At 54.9% G+C, this 20,295-nt stretch carries 14 protein-coding genes; 3 read left to right on the top strand and 11 right to left on the bottom strand.

The genetic code is table 11. From position 1 onward, the window contains the following. The 5 genes from gspE to FRD01_RS08370 all read right to left on the bottom strand — a co-directional run bounded on the left by gspE (position 1) and on the right by FRD01_RS08370 (position 7,886). The gene (gspE, locus tag FRD01_RS08390; protein WP_146958945.1) at positions 1 to 1,734 is read right to left on the bottom strand and encodes a type II secretion system ATPase GspE; all 1,734 of its coding nucleotides are present in this window, start codon (positions 1,732 to 1,734) and stop codon (positions 1 to 3) included. Next, positions 1,734 to 4,178 carry a type II secretion system secretin GspD gene (gene gspD, locus FRD01_RS08385; protein WP_146958944.1) on the bottom strand — a complete coding sequence of 815 codons (2,445 nt, stop codon included), beginning with the start codon at positions 4,176 to 4,178 and terminating at the stop codon, positions 1,734 to 1,736. The genes gspE and gspD overlap by 1 nt, the downstream gene beginning before the upstream one ends. Positions 4,179 to 4,216: 38 nt before the next feature. After that, entirely contained in the window at positions 4,217 to 5,260 is a 1,044-nt protein-coding gene (gspC, locus tag FRD01_RS08380; protein ID WP_146958943.1) for a type II secretion system protein GspC, read from the bottom strand. Positions 5,261 to 5,476: 216 nt separating this feature from the next. Continuing rightward, a complete protein-coding gene (locus FRD01_RS08375) occupies positions 5,477 to 6,541 on the bottom strand; it encodes a DUF4388 domain-containing protein (protein ID WP_146958942.1) in 1,065 nt (354 codons plus the stop codon). Between the two features lie 79 nt (positions 6,542 to 6,620). Then, positions 6,621 to 7,886: a class I SAM-dependent RNA methyltransferase gene (locus FRD01_RS08370; RefSeq protein ID WP_146958941.1), complete on the bottom strand. Its 1,266-nt coding sequence runs from the start codon at positions 7,884 to 7,886 to the stop codon at positions 6,621 to 6,623. Positions 7,887 to 7,964: 78 nt separating this feature from the next. On the opposite strand from FRD01_RS08370, the gene FRD01_RS08365 reads away from it, so the two are divergent. Genes FRD01_RS08365 through FRD01_RS08355 form a run of 3 tightly spaced genes read left to right on the top strand, consistent with a single transcriptional unit; the run spans position 7,965 to position 11,102 of the window. Further along, the gene (locus FRD01_RS08365) at positions 7,965 to 9,728 is read left to right on the top strand and encodes a serine/threonine protein kinase (RefSeq protein WP_146958940.1); all 1,764 of its coding nucleotides are present in this window, start codon (positions 7,965 to 7,967) and stop codon (positions 9,726 to 9,728) included. 2 nt (positions 9,729 to 9,730) lie between these two features. Beyond that, entirely contained in the window at positions 9,731 to 10,513 is a 783-nt protein-coding gene (locus tag FRD01_RS08360; RefSeq protein WP_146958939.1) for a tetratricopeptide repeat protein, read from the top strand. A 37-nt stretch (positions 10,514 to 10,550) separates the two neighbouring features. Then, positions 10,551 to 11,102, top strand: coding sequence for a hypothetical protein (locus FRD01_RS08355; protein WP_146958938.1), 552 nt, complete (start codon positions 10,551 to 10,553; stop codon positions 11,100 to 11,102). Here FRD01_RS08355 and FRD01_RS08350 read toward each other — a convergent pair. From FRD01_RS08350 to plbH, 6 genes are all read right to left on the bottom strand, one after another. Next, positions 11,051 to 11,395, bottom strand: a complete 345-nt coding sequence (locus tag FRD01_RS08350) for a hypothetical protein (protein WP_146958937.1) — start codon at positions 11,393 to 11,395, stop codon at positions 11,051 to 11,053. The two genes, FRD01_RS08355 and FRD01_RS08350, sit on opposite strands and share 52 nt — an antisense overlap. Next, complete coding sequence (locus tag FRD01_RS08345) at positions 11,395 to 13,176, bottom strand: AMP-dependent synthetase/ligase (protein ID WP_146958936.1); 1,782 nt, start codon at positions 13,174 to 13,176, stop codon at positions 11,395 to 11,397. Before FRD01_RS08345 ends, FRD01_RS08350 begins: the two co-directional genes overlap by 1 nt. Before the next feature lie 116 nt (positions 13,177 to 13,292). Continuing rightward, complete coding sequence (locus FRD01_RS08340; protein WP_146958935.1) at positions 13,293 to 14,243, bottom strand: proprotein convertase P-domain-containing protein; 951 nt, start codon at positions 14,241 to 14,243, stop codon at positions 13,293 to 13,295. A 29-nt stretch (positions 14,244 to 14,272) separates the two neighbouring features. Then, complete coding sequence (mrtP, locus tag FRD01_RS08335) at positions 14,273 to 15,370, bottom strand: myxosortase MrtP (RefSeq protein WP_146958934.1); 1,098 nt, start codon at positions 15,368 to 15,370, stop codon at positions 14,273 to 14,275. Further along, positions 15,367 to 16,551 (bottom strand): PLuB system PQQ-binding repeat protein, encoded by a 1,185-nt coding sequence (gene plbQ, locus FRD01_RS08330; protein WP_146958933.1) that lies wholly within the window; start codon positions 16,549 to 16,551, stop codon positions 15,367 to 15,369. Before plbQ ends, mrtP begins: the two co-directional genes overlap by 4 nt. After that, a complete protein-coding gene (gene plbH, locus FRD01_RS08325) occupies positions 16,524 to 20,246 on the bottom strand; it encodes a PLuB system helicase-like protein (protein ID WP_146958932.1) in 3,723 nt (1,240 codons plus the stop codon). Before plbH ends, plbQ begins: the two co-directional genes overlap by 28 nt. Between the last annotated feature and the right edge of the window lie 49 nt (positions 20,247 to 20,295).

Genomic DNA, 20,295 nt, shown 5'->3' with positions numbered 1-20,295 from the left:
TTATTCCAGATGCGCATCTTCTTGGGTGACACGCATAACTTCTTCAATACTGGTGACGCCCTTGAGTACTTTGAGCGCGCCGTCGTCTCGCAGCGACTTCATACCGTTGCTCGTCGCGACCTTCTTGATGGTTCCGCCGTCTGCCCGCTGCATGACCAAGCTTCGAACGTTGTCCTCCATGGAGAGCAATTCGTAGATACCCGTACGTCCTCGGTAGCCAAGGTTGTTACACGCATCGCAGCCGCCTTCCTTGGGCCTAAAGACGTGTCCATTGGCAAATTTTTCAAGATCATCAGGGGTCAGGCCGACCTCTTGAAGGTCTGCATCGAGCGGTCGATAGGGCTCCCGGCACGTCGGACAAAGGCGTCGCACAAGGCGCTGCGCAAGTGATGCAATCACCGTGGAGCTCACGAGGAAGGGTTCTACACCCATATCCGTCAGACGCGTGAAAGCACCCGCGGCGTCATTGGTGTGTAGGGTTGAAAACACAAGGTGACCCGTCAATGAAGCCTGAATAGCCATCTCCGCGGTCTCTACGTCACGAATCTCACCCACCATGATCACGTCTGGGTCGTGGCGTAGATAGCTTCTCAAACCCGTCGCGAATGTAAGGCTAATCTTAGGATTCACCTGCATCTGTGAGATGCCTTGCAGCTGATACTCAACCGGATCCTCAATCGTGAGGATATTCTTGTCCGGGCTGTTGATCTCACTCAGCGCCGAATAGAGCGTTGTGGTCTTACCGCTACCTGTAGGGCCGGTCACAAGGATGATGCCGTGCGGACGATAGATGAGTTTGACGAGGCTCTTGAGGTCGTCCTCAGAGAAGCCGATGTCGCGGATATTCAGGAGAACCGACGACTTGTCCAACAAACGCATCGTGATGCGCTCGCCGTGCACCATCGGTGCCGTGGCGACGCGAATATCGATATCCTTTCCGGCCATCTTGATTCGGATTCTTCCATCTTGTGGGAGTCGTTTCTCCGCAATATTGAGGCCGGCCATGATCTTGACGCGGGTCACGATACTCGAAGCAAATCTCTTGGGAGGGCTAGCGATTTCTTTGAGAACGCCGTCGATTCGGAATCTTACCGTGATTTCACGTTCCCCTGGTTCGATATGAATATCACTCGCTCGTTCGCGAACGGACTGCACGAAGAGACTGTTCACAAAGCGAATAACCGGTGCTTCATCATCGTCGCCGGCTTCGAGCAAGTCGTTGATATCGAGGCTTGCTTCCTCAGCATACGGTGTTTCAGCTTCCTCGAGTTGGTCAAGATCTGAGCCGAGCTGGCGGCTCTTTCGGTCGAATGCGGAGTTGATGATATTCGCGAGCACTGAGCGCGGCATGATCACCGGTTCGGTGTGCGTCCCAACCAGCATCCTGATCTCGTCCAAAACGTCGAGGCGCAGAGGGTCATCGGTGGCCACATAGACGAACTCGTCGTCTCGTCGATAAGGCAACACACCGTTATCCCTGCAGAAACCGAGAGACAAGCCTTCGAGCAGAGTCAGATCGATCGAGTCGAGAGGAATCTCTTTTGCGTACGGATAGTCGAGCTGCTCCGAGAGAGCTTCGGCGAGGTCCGCATCCGTGATGACTTCCATGGTCATCAGAGCTTCGCCAATCCTCAGCCCTTTATCCCTTTGCAGCTTTAGCGCCGCCTGGATCTGCTCCGGCGTGACTTTCCCCATCCGAGCCAGGATTTCTCCGATGCGAAGTCGATTATACATTACTGGGCCTCGGGCGCTTCAGGGGCTGGTTCTTCGGCGGGAGGAGTCTGACTCTCTGGTTGGGCGTCCTCAGCTGCCGGCTCGATCGGCTCTTCACCAAGAATCTGGTAACGAGGCCCGAGGTTTTCGAACGCCTTGAGTGCCTCTTGCCGCGCATTTTCTTCTTCAACCGCGCTACCAATCGTAGACTTCATGCGGTCCAAGAGACCAGTTTTTTTCTGGAAATTGACCGTCTTTACGTATTGAAGATCGCGGCGGCCGAAGAGTTTCAACAACTCTTCTCGCTCTTCCATTTTGCGCTTCTGAATCTTCTGAAGGTCGGCCTCGTTCTCGATGATATAGGGGGTGAGCATAAGAACGAGGTTCTGCTTGTTCTTGATTACGCTCGTGTTCCGGAAGAGCACGCCAACCAGAGGAATGTCGCCAAGGAAGGGCACTTTCTCCACAGTCTCGTTCTCGACCTCGCGGATAAGTCCACCAATGACCACCGTGGCCTGGTCTTTGACCAGGACCACCGACTTTATCTTTCGTTGCGTTGTGGTGGGAGCACCGGCACCAAGACCGCCCGCTCCTTTGATATCGCTGACCTCTTGGTCCACTTCGAGGCGCACGTACTCGCTCTCATTGACCTGAGGCTTAATCCTGAGCGTGATACCGATATCCTCATACTCAATAGGAGAAACGAGTCCACCGAGACCACCTAGGCCGCTCAAAGAGGCTGCCGCTGAAGCTGCTGCTGTGGTCGCGGCATCCGCACCGCCACCTAGAGACCCAAGAAGTCCGCCGATGCCTCCAGCTCCAGCTGCAAGGCCTCGAAGAAACGGAACGCGCTCACCGACCACGATTTCAGCCTCTTCGTTGTCCATCGTCAAAATAGCCGGTGTGGAGAGGATATTGACCGAGTTATCGGTTTGAGTGGCCTGAAGCAGAAGCGCAAAGGCTGGCAGAGAGATGCTGGTACCAGGGATGGTCACCTGCGGTCCAAGCAATCCCAAGACGCCCGCAGAAGACGCCGCGCCTTCCAGTCCGTTGAAGTTCGAACGTCCAATCGCGAGGCCACGGGTATCTGTGATCAAACCATCTTCCACCGCGCTATCTGGGATGAGGGCATCGAAATCCTGCCCCGCGCCCAGACTGAAGCCCAGTCCAAGTTGTCGATTCGTATCGAGCCCGATCTCCATGATAACGGCTTCGACATAGACCTGACGTCGAGGCAGATCCAAGAGGTCGATCACTGACTCAAGGGCCATATAGTCCCGGGGAGCAGCCACCACTACCAACGAGTTGGTAGGCTTATATGCGGTGATCTGAACTTCCCCGGCGAGCAAGGTTGCAACGTCGCCACCAGTCGCGGCGGCCGCGGGCTGGCCTCGGACGTTTCGCGAAGGATTCGTGCGCGAACTAGCACGCTGAACCCCCTGAGCGAGGCTCGAGAGTGTACTCGCGAGCTCCTCCGCATCGGCGTACTCTAGGGTTTTGACGTGTACTTGACCCCCGACTTCGGTCGGAACGTCCAAGATCTCGACCATCTCTCGAATTCGGTCGAATGACTTCTTGTCCGAAATGATGATCAACTGGTTCGTTCGCTCATCAGCGATGATATCGGAGATCGAGACTTGGAGTTCGCTTCCGCTGCCAGTCGCTGCTTCTTTTGACTGAGCGTTGCGTCGGTTGGTCGCGGCCGTGCCACCCTTTTGCGCATTGAAAATTTCTTCGATTCGCTGTGCTACTTCTGGAGCATCCGCATGTTGGACCTTGTAGACGTAGAGTTTGTTCGCAGCGTCTCCGCGGTCGAGCCGGATGACGAGGTCCTGGATTCGGCGCAGGTTTGAGCCGTTCTCGGTGATGATGAGGCTTGAACCAAACGGGATAACTTTCGCTTCCGGCGTCAAGAATGACTGAATCACGGGCTGGATTTCATCAACCGCCGAATTCTCGATAGGTATGATGGCGGTGACCATCCGCGCCTCGTTCGGGACGCGGTCATCCGGTCCGTAGGCTTTCTGAGGCTCAACGATCGCTTTACTACTCTCAACGATCTTGTAGAACGAACCGAAGGGCACAATCGTAAGGCCGTTCATTTGAAGGGCCGCCAGGAATGCGCGGTAAGCTTCTGCAAGACTCACCTCCTTCGGAGAGATGATGGTGATGGTCTTGCTGGTATTGATGCTGTCCGAGATGATGAAGTTCTGATTCATCGTTCCCGAGAAGAATTTCACGACCTCTTCGAGCTGTGCCTGCCGAAAGTCGATCGTGACTCGCGTGTTGCTCGGTGTGCGTTTTGGCCGGTAATTCGGGTCAAAGTTTGGCGGAAGATTAAACTTCTCAACCGGATCTTCGCCCGCGTCCTGCGCCTGGGCTCCGATAGGAGTGCCAAAAATGCACGAAAGCGCGAGAGCGGCACTCGCCAGCTGGAATTTCGAGGTTTTCAAAAACTTAGACATTGGACACAACTTCGTCAGTTCTGGAGGTCAAAAAAGGCTTATTTTACTGAGTATTCGATCGACTGGGTCCGACCCTGTCGCTCGATTTCTATCTTTACGTTACTTTGAGAGCGCATCCCGTCGAGGAGCTTAAGGGCCTTGGCTTGCGAATCGATTTTCTCGCCGCCTATTCCCATAATCACATCGCCGTTCTTGATGCCGATCTTGCTATAGACACTTGAGGGTTGGATGCCGATCAACTTGATGCCGCTATTCTTCCCGTCTTTAGTGTAATTGGGGACGATCTGCGCCTGTTTAGCCAGGACTTCGGGATTGGCGAGCTGCTCGTTGATTGCAGCGCGATCAATCTCGTAGCGATTATTGCCCAGGCTTCTGACGCCCTCCTTGGCCATCGCCTCCTCCTTTTCAATCAGTTCAGCAGCCGCAGCGATGGAGGGAGAGAGTTGTTGAGGTTTCGAGGTGTTGGTGCTCGCAGGGCGATTAATTAACGGGGAACTAGACGGTGCAGGCGCGCCGGCAAGCGCATCTACGATTGAGATATATTCGAGGCGACCATTGCGCTTCAAAATCACACGGTCGCGCCGAATCTCAATTACTTCCGCCTCGAGCAGGCTGTCTCCAACTCCTACGATGAAGGTGGCGTTGGCTGCTGTCTCAGTGACAAGCGCGAGAGAGTACTCGGGCTTCTTAGCCACCATACAGCCGATGAGCTTTACGTTGAGGTCACTAAGAGTCGCAAAATCCGAGCTGACTTCTTCGCTCGGCTCAACCGCCACACATTTTCCGGACTGACATACTTCGCCTTCGGCACATTCTTCTTCACATACGTTCGGGTCGACTTCGTCCGGGCAGCCGAAGAAGCACCGGTCCGCGATCGCGCGCTTGAAATTTGAAGTTGGCGTGGCGGTCGGTCTCTTGGTTGGCTGCTTTTCAGTCACAGTTTCCGGCAGGTCCGGGACTGTAAACGGTGCGAGTTGAATCGCGATCAATTCGTTCGCTCCCATCGCGAGCAGTAACGAAAAGATAGCGATGAGGCCAAGAGCTATCACGCGACTGTATTTCTGAAGTGCTTGTTCCATCATCTTCCTGTCAAACTGACGAGGCCTAAACAACCCCTTCAACGGGATTTATTGCATCATCATCATTTATCTCTGATGCATTTTTCGTGCCTTTTTGTAAGTTGTTGTTTTGATGGCGTTTGTTCTTTGTTGGGTGCCCGTGTTTTGCCAAATTGTCATTTCAGGAGAAGCCTGAGAAAATCCCCGTGACAAATTGTCAAATCAGCTGAAAAGCTGGGCTCAGGAAGCAGCCTCAGCGCTCCCAGATTCCACGATAACCTCTTGATCCATCAACTCTTTGAGCTCCTTGGCAGCATGAAGGTCTGTCTTGGGGCTCGCGTGGATCAAAATGTCCACAGTGGTGGATTGAATCAGGCCCTCGAGAAGAGGTTGAATCACGGTACTATCTGGAAGCTTCACACTCTCGACCTTGGCGGTGAGAGTAACGGGCGTGGGATCCGCCGGTAGGCGTTCCCGATAGAGTGGATATTCGTCGGCCTCTTGCATGGCCTGAAGGATCAAATTATCCAAGTTCTCGAACTTGGTGCTCTTCGAAGCGTTGACGTCGTCCATCGCCTGAAAAGAGAATCGCCCCACGGTCTCTCGTAGTGCTCGAAACATGGCTTTGCGGTGCTTAAGGCCGCGTGGACCGGCTACACGAACAAGCTCGCCCTTCTTAAACGAGAACACATAATCACCGTCAGTCACATTTGCAGTGAGCTCACCGGTTCTAGAGTTTTGTTTTAAGTTCAACAAAAGGTCGGGCAGGCCCAAGTACTCTAGGTCGCCTTCAAAAGAGGGGCGAAGTTCAAAAACCTCAGAGACCTGCTCCGGAGGGCTCAAATCCTCGGATGAAAATGGTTTTTCGGCCATCTCTAGGTACTTCAACGCCCTTAAAATACGAGCGTGCAATTCCAGGACGTCAAAGGGTTTTGCCACGACTTCGTGCATCCCCATATTTAGACAGGAAGCTAGCCTTTCACCCGCGATATCGTCGGCGAGCAGGAGGAACCCAAGCTGGGAGTCGTCTTTGACTTGAGCGAACACGGACTCGCCATTGAGCGCCCCTTGGAGCTCGTCACAAATCAATAGCCGAGGGGCGTCACTAGCGTCTAGATCGTCAAGGGATTCAAGGATTTTACACTTAAAGCCTGAATCACTCAGGACCTCTTGGAGCAATTCGAGCATCTCGATCTCTGCCCCCATGAGCAACAACTGGGCACCTTCCATGTCTTCCGATACGTTTGGGTTACGCTTAACAGTATGCACCGCGAGTTGGATGCGCGCAATTTTGGTGTGATTCATTCGCTTGATTCCCTCTACGCCACCTTTAACCTCACAAATGATAAATTCCAAGCAAATTTCTGGGACTTCAGCTCAGAACTCAAGTGGTCACGAGGGAGACCACCATCATCGTGTGGTGCGAGTGAGGGTGCACATTGGCTTGCCAGACGTCCTGGAGCGTCCATGTGTCGAGCAGCTGCACCAGATCCTTTGCGCCGGAAGTAGGGGAGGGCGCAAGATAGAGTAGGTTTTTTGGTCTCAGGTGTTTGATCCATCGGATGACCGCGTCACCGAGCGGCTCACGCATGGGATTGATGGACATCCAGTCGGGTTCCACGCCCATTTCAACGAGTTTCCGCAGCCCATTTTCGAACTTTCCGGCAATGGCATGCGCGTTGAAACTCTTGAGATTCTCCTTATAGATTTCGATCGCATGTCGATCTTGATCGATGCCAAAAACCGTCTGGTAATTCGCCGCGATCTGAGCGCTGACGCCGCCGATCGCTGAACCGAGATCTACCGCAACGTGGCCGGATGGGCACCGTTCTCGAATCCAGGCGTAGAGTGGAGCGGACGCTTCTTCGGACGCTGGAACCCACGAATGGCGCGTCGCAAGGAGTCGCGAACCAGCAAAATCAATCGTAGTTTGGGTTGGGCCGAATTGAACAACTTCTTCGCCGTCTTTGATAATAGATAGTCCGGTGCCGATGGAGTTTTCCTCAAAACGTTTCAGTCGATCGTCGTCGATCTCACTGACGTGGATGGTCGCGAGCGAGGGCCCGTACTCAGGCGCCATGAACTCGAGCCTCTCATCGCGGAGCAATTGCGCTTCGAAGTAATTCACAACTTGAATGGCTTTTGGGGTAAGTGCCGCACAATCGGACATCGATTGGATTTTAGAAAAACTCCTCAATCCAAGCCGCTCTCCGTCGTGTACGAGGTTTCCTCTCATACGGACGCCTCGTCGCGCGTGGTTATCCAGGGCAATGGTCTGACAATTCACCACAACACCAGCGAACTTTTCGAGAATTTCTTCGACCTTTTGTTCTTTGGCTTTGTTTTCTTTTTCCCAGGAAATCATTCTTGTTTGGCAGCCCTGACACTTAAAAAACTTATGACACGCTGCAGGGTGTCGCTCCGAGGAGGGCTCTATGACCTCCAGAACCTGTGCATAGAGGCGCCTATCTCTTGGGTGTCGACGTGGCTCCACCCGCACCAGTACTCGCTCAGACGCCAAAGCCCCATGAACGATCAACCAGCCGTCCTTGAGCTTGACGAGCCCTTCTTCCCTCCAGCCGTTCTTATCGATTACGACTTCGATTTGCTCTAGACTTTCTGCAGTGTTGAGGGTGATTTCATGACTCATTGGGAATCTTGCGCAGGTTCGAGTGTATTGCTAAGGTGACGGGAGAATAAGAAATCCAATTTAAGAGCAAGACCGTACATGGGCGAAGATTCGAACACACGCCTGAAAAGCACCTCAGGAGCTACGTTCCCTAAGAGTGGAGAGCTTTTTGAGGGGCGTTACCGAGTGGGGCCCATGATCGGGGCGGGTGGCTTCGCGCGCGTTTACAAGGCTCACCAAGAGGACCTTGGACGCGAAGTAGCGCTGAAGATTCTTACACCGGGCGAAGAGGGCAATTACGACGAGAAACTCGTCGAGCGTTTCAATCAGGAGGCTCGTGTGGTCTCCAAGCTTCGCGACCCTCATACCATCACGATGTTTGATTATGGGCGGACCAACACGGGCCTACTCTACATGGTCTTTGAGTACGTCAACGGTGTTAGCCTCTCAAAGCTCATCGCGACCGAGGCGCCCCTTGCGCCCGCCCGCGCCGTTAAGATTTTGCGCCAGGTTCTCTCAAGTCTGGAAGAAGCCCACGCTCTTGGGATGTTGCACCGCGACATCAAGCCTGGAAATATCATGGTCTTCGAGCACGTGGGACGCCCGGACCAAGTCAAGCTCCTGGACTTCGGGATCGCGAAGATGACGGGCTCGCAAGTCAAGGCAGATCTCACGGCTGACGGCGCTCTCATTGGTACACCTCGCTATATGTCTCCTGAGCAGATTCGTGGCGAAGACCTCAGCCCACGCAGTGATGTCTACAGCATGGGGCTTGTGGCCTACGAGCTCTTGATGGGACGAAAGGCCATCGAGTCCAACAGCAGCGTCACGATTATCGGCAAGCAATTGGACCCGACGTCGTTTGCCCTTCCACCCATGACGAATGTCCCCGAGGGGCTTCGTCGCGTGGTTAACAAGATGATGGCAAAGGACGTTGAACAGCGCTTTACTACTTGCTCTGAAGTGCTTGAAGCTCTGGAAACATGGGATGAGGCTGGCATCAAGGGGCTTTTTGAGCCCTCGGAGCCCACTCATGTCTTCGAAGAGGCGCCCCGATATGACGATATGGTCGACGTCTCCGACGAAATCATGCCTGTCGATGCCACACACGACCGTCCGCCTCGGCACACGACACCGCAGATTTCGGCGGTGAGCCGTACTCAAGCAGACATTTCCCCTAATGGTGAGCCTAGCAGGGAGATTTCCGGAACTTTCACAAACCCCCGTGATATCACGGGGAGTCGAGAGTTCTACCGCGACCCGTCTGGAATTCAGGACGCCCCTTCTGATTCCAAGAAAGTCGTCATCGGCGGTATCTCCTTCTTGCTTGTGCTCATCATCGCGATGGCAACGTATTCGGCTTTCCAAGGGCCCGACGAAGTCGCCGTTGAAGAGCCTCCAGAAACAACCAGTGAACCCGCGATCGCCACCGCCGAGCCAACTCCTGAGCCTGCGATCGAAAAGGCCCAAGAAGTGGCCAAGATGAGCCGTCGGTACAGAATTCAGACCAAGCCAGAAGGGCTAGCGCTCATGGTCAACGGCAAACAGATGGGTCTTGCGCCTTTGAATATCAACGAGGATGAGGTCAAGTTCCCGCTGACTATCCGTGTGGTGCGCGACGGCAAAACCTCTGATCCTTTCGAGTTTCAGTCTTTCCAACCCGAAGTTTGGGTAGATGCTTCTACGTTCGTGGCTTCTCTGGAGCCGGCGCCCAAAGTCGTTGAGGAGCCAGAGCCGAAAAAGACTCAGCCGACACGAAGAGTAGAAAAACGCCCGGAGCCTAAGAAGACAGTTGAGAAGGCTCCAGAACCTGAAAAAGAAAAGCCCAAAACCAAGATCAACCTTCCTGCATTGGATCTTTGAACGTGACTCATCACCTACGCAAACTCTCACTCGCGCTCCTGATTTCGTTGGCGATTCCGAGCGTATCGATGGCCCAGGATGACCCGGTTGCCATCGCTCAGAAGCACTTCGAGAAGGGCGCCGAATGGTACACTCAGGGCGAGTACTCCAAGGCCATCGTGGAGTTCCTCAAGGGGTATAACCTCGCCCCGAACCCGATGTTTCTCTACAATATCTCACTCTCTTACGCGAAGATGGACAATATCGAAGAGGCTCTCAAAGCCGCGGAGAGAGCGGAGCGAGAAGGTGGTTTGCCTGACGAGGTGGCGATTAGAAACTACGCCAGAATGAACGCGTTTCGCATCCGCCTAAACTCCGATCAAAATGCCACTCAAATGAGTCAGATCGCGAAAGTCGAAGAGAAGTCGATTGTGGAGCCCGACCCGGTGGAACCTGCAAAAGGCGGTGGTTTTGGTGCCTTGGGTTGGACGGGTGTCGGCCTGACAGCGATTGGGGCAGGCCTCGGCGTCGGTGCACTCCTTGTCAACGCGCCACTTGCCGACCAAATCGACCAACTAGAGGCCGAGGCCGCAGGCGGTGACCCTGCCCGGTTCTCGGAGCTTAAGAACCAGATTGAATCCGATCAATCCACGGGCAAGATTCTGCTCTATGCGGGTGCCGGTGCGGGCGCAGTCGGGCTCACCCTAATCATCATCGAATTGCTTGGTTCCGAAGAAGAGCAAGCCCAGATCTACGTATCCCCTCAACGCGGGGGCGCGAGCGTTGGATTTGGCACAAACTTCTAAGGGCGCTAGAATGAGTAAAGTCAAAAAGAGGTCAGAAATGAAAAGATTGCTGTGTTTGGTGCTCGTGTCTTTGCCACTCATGACGGCGTGCGAAGAAGAAAGTACTCCCCCACCCGTATTCACTGAAAATAACGTGAATATGTCGAACAATAACAATAACTCGAATAACGCCACGACCGTCGAGGACATGGGTGAACAAGTCGATATGGACTCTCCAGATATCGATGAGCCCGACCTCAACATTGATGACCCTGGCTTCATGAACGGCCGGTGGGAGTTCCGAAAGGATCTCGGAGGCGGTGAAATCTCAGACGTAGTGGCCGTGCTCACCATTCAGCATCGCGTCAACGCGGAAGACGCAACGGGTACCTGGGCTATGACCACTCCGGCCGGTGGTGGTCAATTGGGTGGTACTCAATGGCTCGACAACACGTTCGCAACGAGCTGGGAGTTCCGTGTCGACAACCAAACTGTGACCTACGGTATCGCAGAAGGAAAACGAGACGGTGACGATAATCGCGTCCGCGGAACATGGAACTATTCGGGCGACGGAACGTTCGGAGATGCTGTCTTGGTTCGAGTAGAATAACTCGCACACTCTGCAAGTCGCTCCGCTTTGCCTGGGCACATCCACGCAGCCCTGTCCACCCTCAGTAAATACTCGCGTTGTAGATCGGGATTCTCCGGCCAGAGGTCGTCCGGATTCGAAGCGCAATGCACAAGCGGCTGAGGTGGCTCGTCCGCCCATCCAAGCACGCACGCCTCGCTGAGCACAATGGAGGGTTTGCGGAAACTCTCATCCTGCCGAGCCTCCAAAAAGGCGAGGCCACCGTAGAAGGTGGCCAGCGCGATTAAGGTAAATGTGAGGACTCGTTGACTCATTATTCGTTGTAGAGCGCCATCAGGGCTTCGCCGTACTTCTCCATCACCACGCGTCGCTTCACGCTCATCTTGGGCGTTAGCATATCGTTCTCGGTGGAGAACTCTTCGGAAACGAGCAAGAACTTCTTGGGCTTTTCATAACCTTTAAAGCTGTGTCCCACACGGTCGACCTCGGACTTCATGGTCTCATGAAGTTTAGGATGATTAAGGGCTTCCGACTCACCTACATTATTAGCCGCACACCACTCTTTGAGTGTGTCCTGGTCGAGCACAACCAAAGCCACGTTGTAGGGCTTGTTGGTGCCTTCAATCATGATTTGATTGACGTAAGGTGAGAGTTTGAGCTCTTCCTCAAGCGGCGCAGGAACCACGTACTTCCCGTTCTCAAGTTTGTACTGCTCCTTGACGCGACCAATGATGTAGAGGAACCCATCAGCATCCAGGCGGCCGAGGTCGCCGGTATGGAACGTGCCATCCTCGTCGATAACTTCCGCCGTTTGTTCGGGCAAGTTATGATAGCCCTTCATGATATTGGGGCCTTTCACGCAGACTTCACCCACGTTCGGGTCGTCATAGCCCTCCACGTGTTGAAGGATGACCTCAACGCCTGGAAGCGGCTTTCCAACCGAACCGATGCGACGTGCGCCGGGCCGGTTGCAGGTCACGATGGGCGAAGTCTCAGTCAGGCCATACCCCTCGTAAACCGTGATGTGAAGGTTGTCGATGAACTTGGCCACGTCGGGCGCAAGAGCCGCACCGCCGCTGAAAGCGTAGCGAAGCCGGCCACCAAAACGATCTCTAACCTTCGAGAAAACAACTTTATCAAAGAGCTTGTCTTTGAGGTTCACCATGAAGCCCGCGTCTTTGCCCGCGTCAGCTGCCGCACGGAGCCTTTCGGAGTTCTCCATTCCCGCGGTGAAGAGCGTGTGCTTGATACCGCCCTCAGCCTCCATCTTTTTGTGAACGCCGTCGTAAATTCGGTTGAAGATTCGCGGCACACTGAAGAGCAGGGTAGGTCGGACCTCAGAGAGGTTTTGCAGAATGGTATTCACGCTCTCCGCAAGGCCCATAGAGGCGCCTTTTGAGAAGAGTACGTGCAGCTCAACGGTTTGACCGAACGAGTGGGCCCACGGAAGGAATGAGAGGCTCACATCATTGGAGTCGATGTCCAACAACGACTGAACTCCGTTGATGTTCGAGCAGATGTTACCGTGTGAGAGCAGCACTCCCTTTGGGTTTCCGGTGGTGCCGGAGGTGTAGATGAACCCGCAGATATCCTCGGATTCAGGGTAGACGAGGTCTGCCGGGTTGTGTTTGCCATGCTCTAATAGAGCGTCGTAGGCGTCATTATGGTCGGGCTTGCCGTCGAAATAAATCACCCTTTCAAGGGTCGAGATTTCGTCCACAAAGGGAAGCGTTTTCTTGTAGATTTCCTCGTTCGCAACCAGGAGGACTTTGGCCTCGGAGTCGTTCAAGATGTACTTCCAATCCTTGGGCATCTGCGCCTCGTACATAGGGCAGAAGCGCGCTCCAAGTCCGTAGGTTGCGTGCGCCGCAACCGCCCATTCAACGCGATTGTTTGCGATGATGGCTACGGTATCCCCTTTTGTGACACCGAGCGTAGCAAGGGCCCCGCGAAATGAATCTGTAATCTCACCAAATTTTTGGTACGTCATCCATTTGTAGGCGCCGTCGCGTTTGGTTCCGAACAATGGGTTCGGTCCAAAAGCCTTGATGCTCGACTCATACATTTCGACCAGATTTGTAAATTCTTTAGCCATGCGGCACTCCTTTTAGTCATCACGTTTGCGGCAGAACCCTAAAACACGAAGAGCCAGATATGCAAGCGAGACTGCTTGCATTCTGACTCTCGAATCAGGGTTTATTGTTGCTTGAGCTAGTTCGCGAGGACGTTCAATCCCCAGCTTACAACTTCACCCACGTCAGCTCCCGCCGTGTCGCGCACCGTCAAGGTCCAGTTTCCGGTGATCGGGGCGCCAAGGAATCCGTCCACGGACTCGGAGGTGATGACAACGTTGTCTTCCCAGCCATTGGCTTCTTTGCTTCCGTCCCAAATCAAGACTTTCACGTTATCTTTCTGAAGCTCGATGACGAGGTCGCCGCGGTAGGTATGCGCAATGTCGATGTCGATGGTGAGGTCACGCACCGCGCCAGCTTCGGCAATCTCGAGAACCGAAGTCGCGCCCACAGGGTCGTTGTCCGGAATCGCGATGCGATTGGTGTTGGTGAAGCTCTTGTAGCCAGTGCCGTCCGAGACTTCGCCACGGCTCTCTTTGACCATTTCGCGAACTTCTTCGAGGCTAATATGTGGGTTTCCACTGATAGCGCGCGTTGGCAACCAGAAGAAGTCTGGGTGGCTTGTCTTGGAGGCACCGACCCACTCACCGCCAATGATATTGCCTTCTTTGTCCAGCTCGAGGATGTAGTGGTAGTGGTCATGTCGAGTATAGCGGTCAACATCTGGTGTCATCGGCGAGGTCGAAGCGTGTGATTCCGTGATCCAGTCGGTGGTGGTCTTGACTTCGATGAACCGTTCCGCACGGGTGTTGTACTGGTAGTCCACCTTGATCTCTTCGTAGACGCCGAGAGATTTTGAGAGGGTCAGCATGGTCTCAAACTGTGCTGCGTTGACGTACGGCAGGCTGTCGAGTTGTGCGAGAGAGGTCAGCGGCCGCTTCTCTACGATTGCCTTTGCGCCTCGCTTGTCGAGCCGAGCGTCGTCGTCGAGCTGCTCAAATGTGGCGGTGTTTGCCAGTGCCAGCGCGGCCCCCCCTAAATGTGTGACCCATTTGGGTTTTGAGTGGCAAGTGGCAGGTGGAGTTGCCATTAAAAGTGGAAGATCAAACTTCCGCACCCCTAGAAGTGGACAGCCAGGAAGATAACCATCAGATTGGCAAACGCGTGATAGACGATTGGGGCTGTAATGCTTCCTGTTTTTCGGCGAAGCCAGCCAAAAATCAGCGACGGGAAGAACACGCTCATTCGCTGCACCATCCACACACCGCCGATGGGAACCAGCAGATGGCCGATGCCAAAAAGGAAACTCGTCAAGAAGATAGCCGGCGTAAATCCGAACCACTCTTTGGCAGTCGTCCCTCTTTCCTCAGCGCGCTTTTCCCACGCGAGCTCAAGCCGCGATTGCATCCAGCCGCGGTAGAAATACTCTTCTGGATACGCGATCAAAAGAAACTGAGTCGCTACCCAGAGAAGAATCCACCACAGGCCCTTGGACGCCTCAAAAAGTGCTCCGTCGACCTCACTGGCTCCGCGGCCCTTGAAGATTGTCCAAGAGACTTCGGTGCCGATCGTGGGCTTTATCTCCAAGCTCAAATCACGGGTATGGGTCACCCAGACCCGCGCTCGTGATGTGCCACGAGGGATGATTTGCCATTCGGTTTGAGGGGTTTTGGATGTGAAAGCTGCGTCTGGTTTGATAACCACTGGCCCCACGACCCCAGGGACGAAGGGTGAAGTCGATGTCAAAGTCAATGAATGCGGCGATTCTGCCCTTTTTAGGCCAATCTGAAGCGTCTTCTCTTGCGACCATACCCACACCCCGGGCCTCTCTCCCCAGCCTTTGGGTTCACCCTCCATCGTGATGGGCCAATGCCAGTAGTTCTCGAGGTCGAATTGGTACTCGCGTTCCATGACCTTGGTTTCCCAGACCACGTATCCGACCCAGAAAAAGGGCAGGGTGATAAGGGTTGCGCCGAGCCCCCATGCAATTCCCGAGAGCATACCGTGATGCGTGATTCCACAGGCCTCGCTTGGCAGCTCACGCTTGTCCATCATGCGCTGAGCGGCCTTGATAAAGATGAATGCGACGATGGCGTAGAGCAACTCCGAGATGAAAGGGATGAATCCCGCCAACACGGCGAAAGCGATGATCGCGACGAGCACATATCCAAAGGTGCTCAGCACCTCTCGAAAGATTTCGCGGCTCGTCAGATTCACTCTGAATCCTCGGCGATTTCTAGAATGCTTTGAGACGCCCGGACACTTCGCAAGAGGATGGTTGAGGAGTCTGTGTGGACCGAGAGAATTCCGGCCGGCACCTCAGCGCGCCAGAGCAGTTTTCCATCACCCGAGATTGCGATGAGCGAGTTGTTTCGCTCTGGATGGCGATTAAGGACAAGAATTCCGTTTTCGAATTCCGCGATTGAAGGTCGATCTTCACCAACTTCAAGTCGCCAAACTTCATTCCCATTCTCGGTGCTCATGGCGACCAAGTCTCGGGCTACCTTGAAGATCACCAGATTGTGTTTGGAGCTTACGGTGCCGAGGCCAGGCGCTGCATCAGCCTCCAATGGCACCATCCAAAGTGGTTCGAAAGTCTTAAGGTCGTATTTGATCAGGCGAGGTTCTTCGGTTCGTGGAGGCGAGAAGAAGAGGTGAGAGTCGTTGCTCGCGTAAAGCGCAGAGCGGCCTCCCGATGCGTCGAGCGCACGATGGCGCATCTCAGCCCCCGAGTACGGGTAGCGCTCGGAGATTCCGCTCAAGTCAGCGACGACGAGGCTTCCTCCCACGCCTTGAGGCGCCATACCTGCCCAAAATGGCATGCGTCCGCTCCACTCCACCTCACCGGACTTCCAATCCACGCATGCGGCGTCAGTCCCGCCTTCGTAAAGCGTTCCCGCGCACACATGTTTTTGGCCGAGCTCCGTGACAAATGACTTCCGGAAGTTCGCCAGAAAACCATCGGCCTCACGCGAGCGATCGAGCAAGAAAGACCATAGGTACGCGCCGTCTTTATCCCATGCGGCTACGCGCAGATCTTTGTTCGCTGAGTTCGGGCTCACCATCCACGCTAGGTAATAGCGCCCATCCTCGCCCCTTTGAGCAACTTCAGCGTCGCAGGCTAAAGCCCAGGCTTGAAAATTCTCACGCCATTCGAGGGTCGAGATGACGCGTTCGTCCTTTTGCGCGATCTCGGTACAACTTTCAAAACGCTCAGATGGGCCGAGCTTCAAGGTACGTTGAGGGGCGTTCTCTACGTCCAAGGGCTCAACGCGCTTGGCCTCAATGGGCTTGGGCTTCAGAGGTTCGTACGGGACTGGTTTTTGGGGTTTTTCCTCATCGCACGCTCCAATCAGGAGCACCAAAGGGATCAGGAATGTTGTGGCCAATCTACGCATAGGGTTTCGTCTTGCTCGATGAGTGCTCGCATCAAAGGGTCGCCGATCAAGCAACTTCGATAGCCGAGGATGATTAGCTTCTTGCGCGCTCGCGTCAACGTTACGTTGAGTCGTCTCGCGTCTGAGATGAACTCGCCGGCACGCTCTGTCTTGACCAGGCTGACGAGAATCACGTCGCGTTCACTGCCCTGATACCGCTCCACCGTGTCCACGTCCACGTCCGCAATCTGCCGCTCAAAGAGCAGTTTTCGAATCGCGTGAACTTGAGCTCGAAACGGTGAGATAACGCCTATTTCTCGAGGCTCCACACCGGCTTGAATCAACGCGTCCACCAATTCAGCGCTGGCTTTCGCCTCGTCGGGATTGTCGCGTCCCTGGGTAACTTCACTGGGCTCCACATTGACGAAAACAACGGGATTGTTGGGCGCAAGAATCGGATTTGGAGAGCTTTCCTCAATCTCAAGTCGCCTCTTTGCCACGGACGGATGGGCCAAGAGTTCAGAATCGTAGAAATGACGGTTTGAGAACGCCATAATCTCTTCGTTCATACGATATTGCTCGCGGAGCATGGTGTAACTTAGCCCCGCATTGATGAGGCGTTCAAAGAGGCTTTGGTCAAGCCCTCTGAGCTCCATCGGCCGCTCCTGAACCACAGGGGCACCAAAGAGGTCAAGTTGAGGGGCGTTCGAACTCAGGCGTTGCCGGGAAAGCTCCTCATGAAAAGGTGTCATCAGGCTCTCGTGCCGGACTACCGGAGGAAGTTGGCGATGGTCACCCACAAGGATGAAGCGCTTGGCACGCGAAATGGCCGCAAGGGTCATAGGCTCGGTGAGTTGAGTGGCCTCGTCCACAATGACCACGTCCCAAGGCACGGGGCCTCGCGCTCGAGTCGCGATGGACATCAGGTCGCTCGATGCAGCTCGGTGGGCCGTAACTCCTGTGATAGGCGCCTCGAGAAGCCGTCTCTTGAGTTGTTCGAGTTTCGGGGTCACCTGTCCGAGCGAATCGCTAAAATACTCGTCCGCAGCAAGCCCACGAGCGGTCAGCCGCGCGGCGAGTTGAGGGTGCCTTTCAGGGGTACCCACGCGGATAAAATCGACCCAGCCTACATCCAGGATTCGAGAAAGCATGGTGTCTACGGCGGTGTTGGTTTGGGCCGCCACCAAGACGTACTGACCCTGGCGCGCGAGTTCATGAGCAAGGTGCGCAATCACTGTTGTCTTGCCGGTGCCGGGCGGCCCCTGAATCAGAGCCCCCACAGGTGCATTGAGCCCGTGCACCACGGCATTCATCTGGTCAGCATTGAGCTCTACGTCCAGAGTCTCAAGAGTATCGTCACAATCTTGGGCCTCCATCAATGAGGCGGCCTGGGCTGATTCGGGCCTAAAGAGAACCTCGAAAATTTCAGGGCGTTGCTGATCTAGAATTCGATAGATGGACCTCTGCGCGCTTCGATAACCAATGCGCATCGGGAGAACGTCCAAGATCCAGTTTGACCTCGGAAGTTGCTCAGGGGCCGGCATTCCCTGAGTGGCCAGTTCGATGTGATTGGGCCCAACGGACTCAACCTGGGCCCGCACAATATGAGAGCCGTGGAAGTCGTTGCGATGTGCAATCACCGTCTGACCGATATGGAAAATGTTTCGGTGATCTCCGGTGAAATTCACACGACCAGACGCACGATCAAAGCCGCCTAGTTCCAGCCCTGGAGCGGCTCTGAAGCCATCGATGCGTTCACGGAGCCGTCCCGTTTGAAGCATCAGGCCTAGTTCTTCGCCTTCGACCCAGTTCTCCATCTCGAGGAGATGATTAAAGTGCGCCCACCAAGTCTGTGCGCGGGCCACAAGCTCGGGCTCGAAGCCTTTCCAAGTCTTAGGTTCCGGCTCTACCTGTCCAAAACCGAGAATGGCCGTCTGTCGTTTGCACGTCTCTTTACGCCAGCGGCAAGCCCGCGCATTACAGTCCTCCGGGACTTCCATGAAATATTGCGGAATGATGGTAGGATCGCGCGCCGAACTTCGGTGCCATGCGACGAGCGCGTTTCGGGCGCGAAGCAACCTGCGCTCCCGCATCGGGTCCTCGAGCGGAGCCGAGCGCATAGACGCATCCTTGGAGTAGAGCAGGTATCCCGAGACCTCCTTCTTCTGTTCCTGGACCAACGGGTCCCAGAGGAGCTTGTAGGAGCGAAGCTGGGTCAAATGCTCTTCACGTGCGCTCCCTGTCTTGAGCTCCACGATCTGCAAACCGTCGCGCTCGTGCTCGGTCACAAGGTCAATACGGCCCTCGAGTCCGAAGATCGAAGAGTACCGGCTCACCTCCACATAATCGCCTGTCCAAGTGGGATTCTCGACGCTTCTTTCGCGTGAGCGCCCCCTCGCAAACGCCACGATATTATTAAAATGAGCCCGAGCATCTTCTTCAAACTTCTCCATGTCCGACTCGCCGAGTCCGGCTGCCAGAAGTCCTACGCGGTACCTCGGAAGGACCTGCTCCCATAGCGAGTAGAAGTCGAGCTCAGGATCTCGGCGCGTGTACTCCAGGAACTCGTGGACCAAGGACCCGAAGATCAGGTGGATATTCGGCAGCTCGTCTTCTCGGGTGTCGACGAGCATGCGACTTACGCAGCCGTCGGCCTTGAGAACATTAGTGACCGTAACTGGCCAATGTGGCTCAATCACCGGAAGCGTCTCGGGTTTCGCGCTCAAGAATACGCGGCCTTTGGAGTCCTCGACCTCGAGAGCATCGAGGATATTGACCTCAGCGCCCTCCCAGATATGGGCGATGCTATTGTAAACATCTCCGTGAGACGCTTTGTAGAAAAAGGCGCCCTGGGCCCTGGTTGCCGAGTTTTCAGCCTCGGGTCTCGGGTGAAGCAGCCAGAACTTGATGCCGGGCCCCTTGGTCGGATGTTGAATATCTTCCACGTGTGAGACGCGCGCAAAGAGCACCGAATTCGTAGCCTCGGTGTTGGACTCACTCAGGATGGGAGCTGGTGCGAGCGCTTTGAGTAGGTCTGAAACACGCGTGATATGCCCTTCGTCATTGAGCACACTTGCGAGCGGCGCAATGGCCCATGCAGGCAGGTGCTCAAGACTTGGTGCGGCCTCGGGATCGCCAGGTCGTGTCAGCCAGACAAGCAGGCGTGCGAGGTTTAAGACATCATCTTTGGTGCCGCATTCTCTAAGGTGACTCTCCGCGCGCCTCACACTCTGTGGCCACCATTGAGAAACGCCCGGGGCGTCCGCGATCCATGTGCCCGCATCCAGCAGTATGAGCTCTCTATCTCGGTGCACCGACCATGGATTGACGTTTCCATGCGTGAGCCCCTTCGAGTGGCAATGCTGAACGGCAAGCGCAATCGGGCGCCATGATTCGACCGCGTCGTGAAAGGTCAATGGAGCGCTCGATTCCAAGATCGGAACCTGATGAGGAGTACTGGGCGTGGCGATGTAGACACCGCCTTTATCCTGCAGCCAGTGTGTTGCGGGGCGTCCAACTCTCGACTCAGTGGTTGCTGCCAACCCAAGCATCGCAGACGTGGTCAGAAACGAGCCAGATGCCGGCAATTTCCGCACCAAAAAATGAGAATGCAAGGTGTCTTGGAGTCCGAGTTCTTCGGCTTCAAGGCGCCATACTCGCCCTAGAGGCGACGAGTAAAGGTGGGGGATTTCGTTGAGGTCGGGTAGCAAAAACATGGCCCTTTATGCCACGCACTTTGCGTGACAGAAAGGGCCGCTTCTAGCC

It is taken from the genome of Microvenator marinus (assembly GCF_007993755.1).
Classification (GTDB): domain Bacteria; phylum Myxococcota_A; class Bradymonadia; order Bradymonadales; family Bradymonadaceae; genus Allomicrovenator; species Allomicrovenator marinus.
This window is presented reverse-complemented; position numbering and strand designations above follow the sequence as displayed.

Excerpts from the sequence above, each read along its gene's own strand:
- gspE (WP_146958945.1), bottom strand. The coding sequence starts at position 1,734 with ATGTATAATCGACTTCGCATCGGAGAAATCCTGGCTCGGATGGGGAAA.
- gspD (WP_146958944.1), bottom strand. The coding sequence starts at position 4,178 with ATGTCTAAGTTTTTGAAAACCTCGAAATTCCAGCTGGCGAGTGCCGCT.
- gspC (WP_146958943.1), bottom strand. The coding sequence starts at position 5,260 with ATGATGGAACAAGCACTTCAGAAATACAGTCGCGTGATAGCTCTTGGC.
- FRD01_RS08375 (WP_146958942.1), bottom strand. The coding sequence starts at position 6,541 with ATGAATCACACCAAAATTGCGCGCATCCAACTCGCGGTGCATACTGTT.
- FRD01_RS08370 (WP_146958941.1), bottom strand. The coding sequence starts at position 7,886 with ATGAGTCATGAAATCACCCTCAACACTGCAGAAAGTCTAGAGCAAATC.
- FRD01_RS08365 (WP_146958940.1), top strand. The coding sequence starts at position 7,965 with ATGGGCGAAGATTCGAACACACGCCTGAAAAGCACCTCAGGAGCTACG.
- FRD01_RS08355 (WP_146958938.1), top strand. The coding sequence starts at position 10,551 with ATGAAAAGATTGCTGTGTTTGGTGCTCGTGTCTTTGCCACTCATGACG.
- FRD01_RS08350 (WP_146958937.1), bottom strand. The coding sequence starts at position 11,395 with ATGAGTCAACGAGTCCTCACATTTACCTTAATCGCGCTGGCCACCTTC.
- FRD01_RS08345 (WP_146958936.1), bottom strand. The coding sequence starts at position 13,176 with ATGGCTAAAGAATTTACAAATCTGGTCGAAATGTATGAGTCGAGCATC.
- FRD01_RS08340 (WP_146958935.1), bottom strand. The coding sequence starts at position 14,243 with ATGGCAACTCCACCTGCCACTTGCCACTCAAAACCCAAATGGGTCACA.
- plbQ (WP_146958933.1), bottom strand. The coding sequence starts at position 16,551 with ATGCGTAGATTGGCCACAACATTCCTGATCCCTTTGGTGCTCCTGATT.
- plbH (WP_146958932.1), bottom strand. The coding sequence starts at position 20,246 with ATGTTTTTGCTACCCGACCTCAACGAAATCCCCCACCTTTACTCGTCG.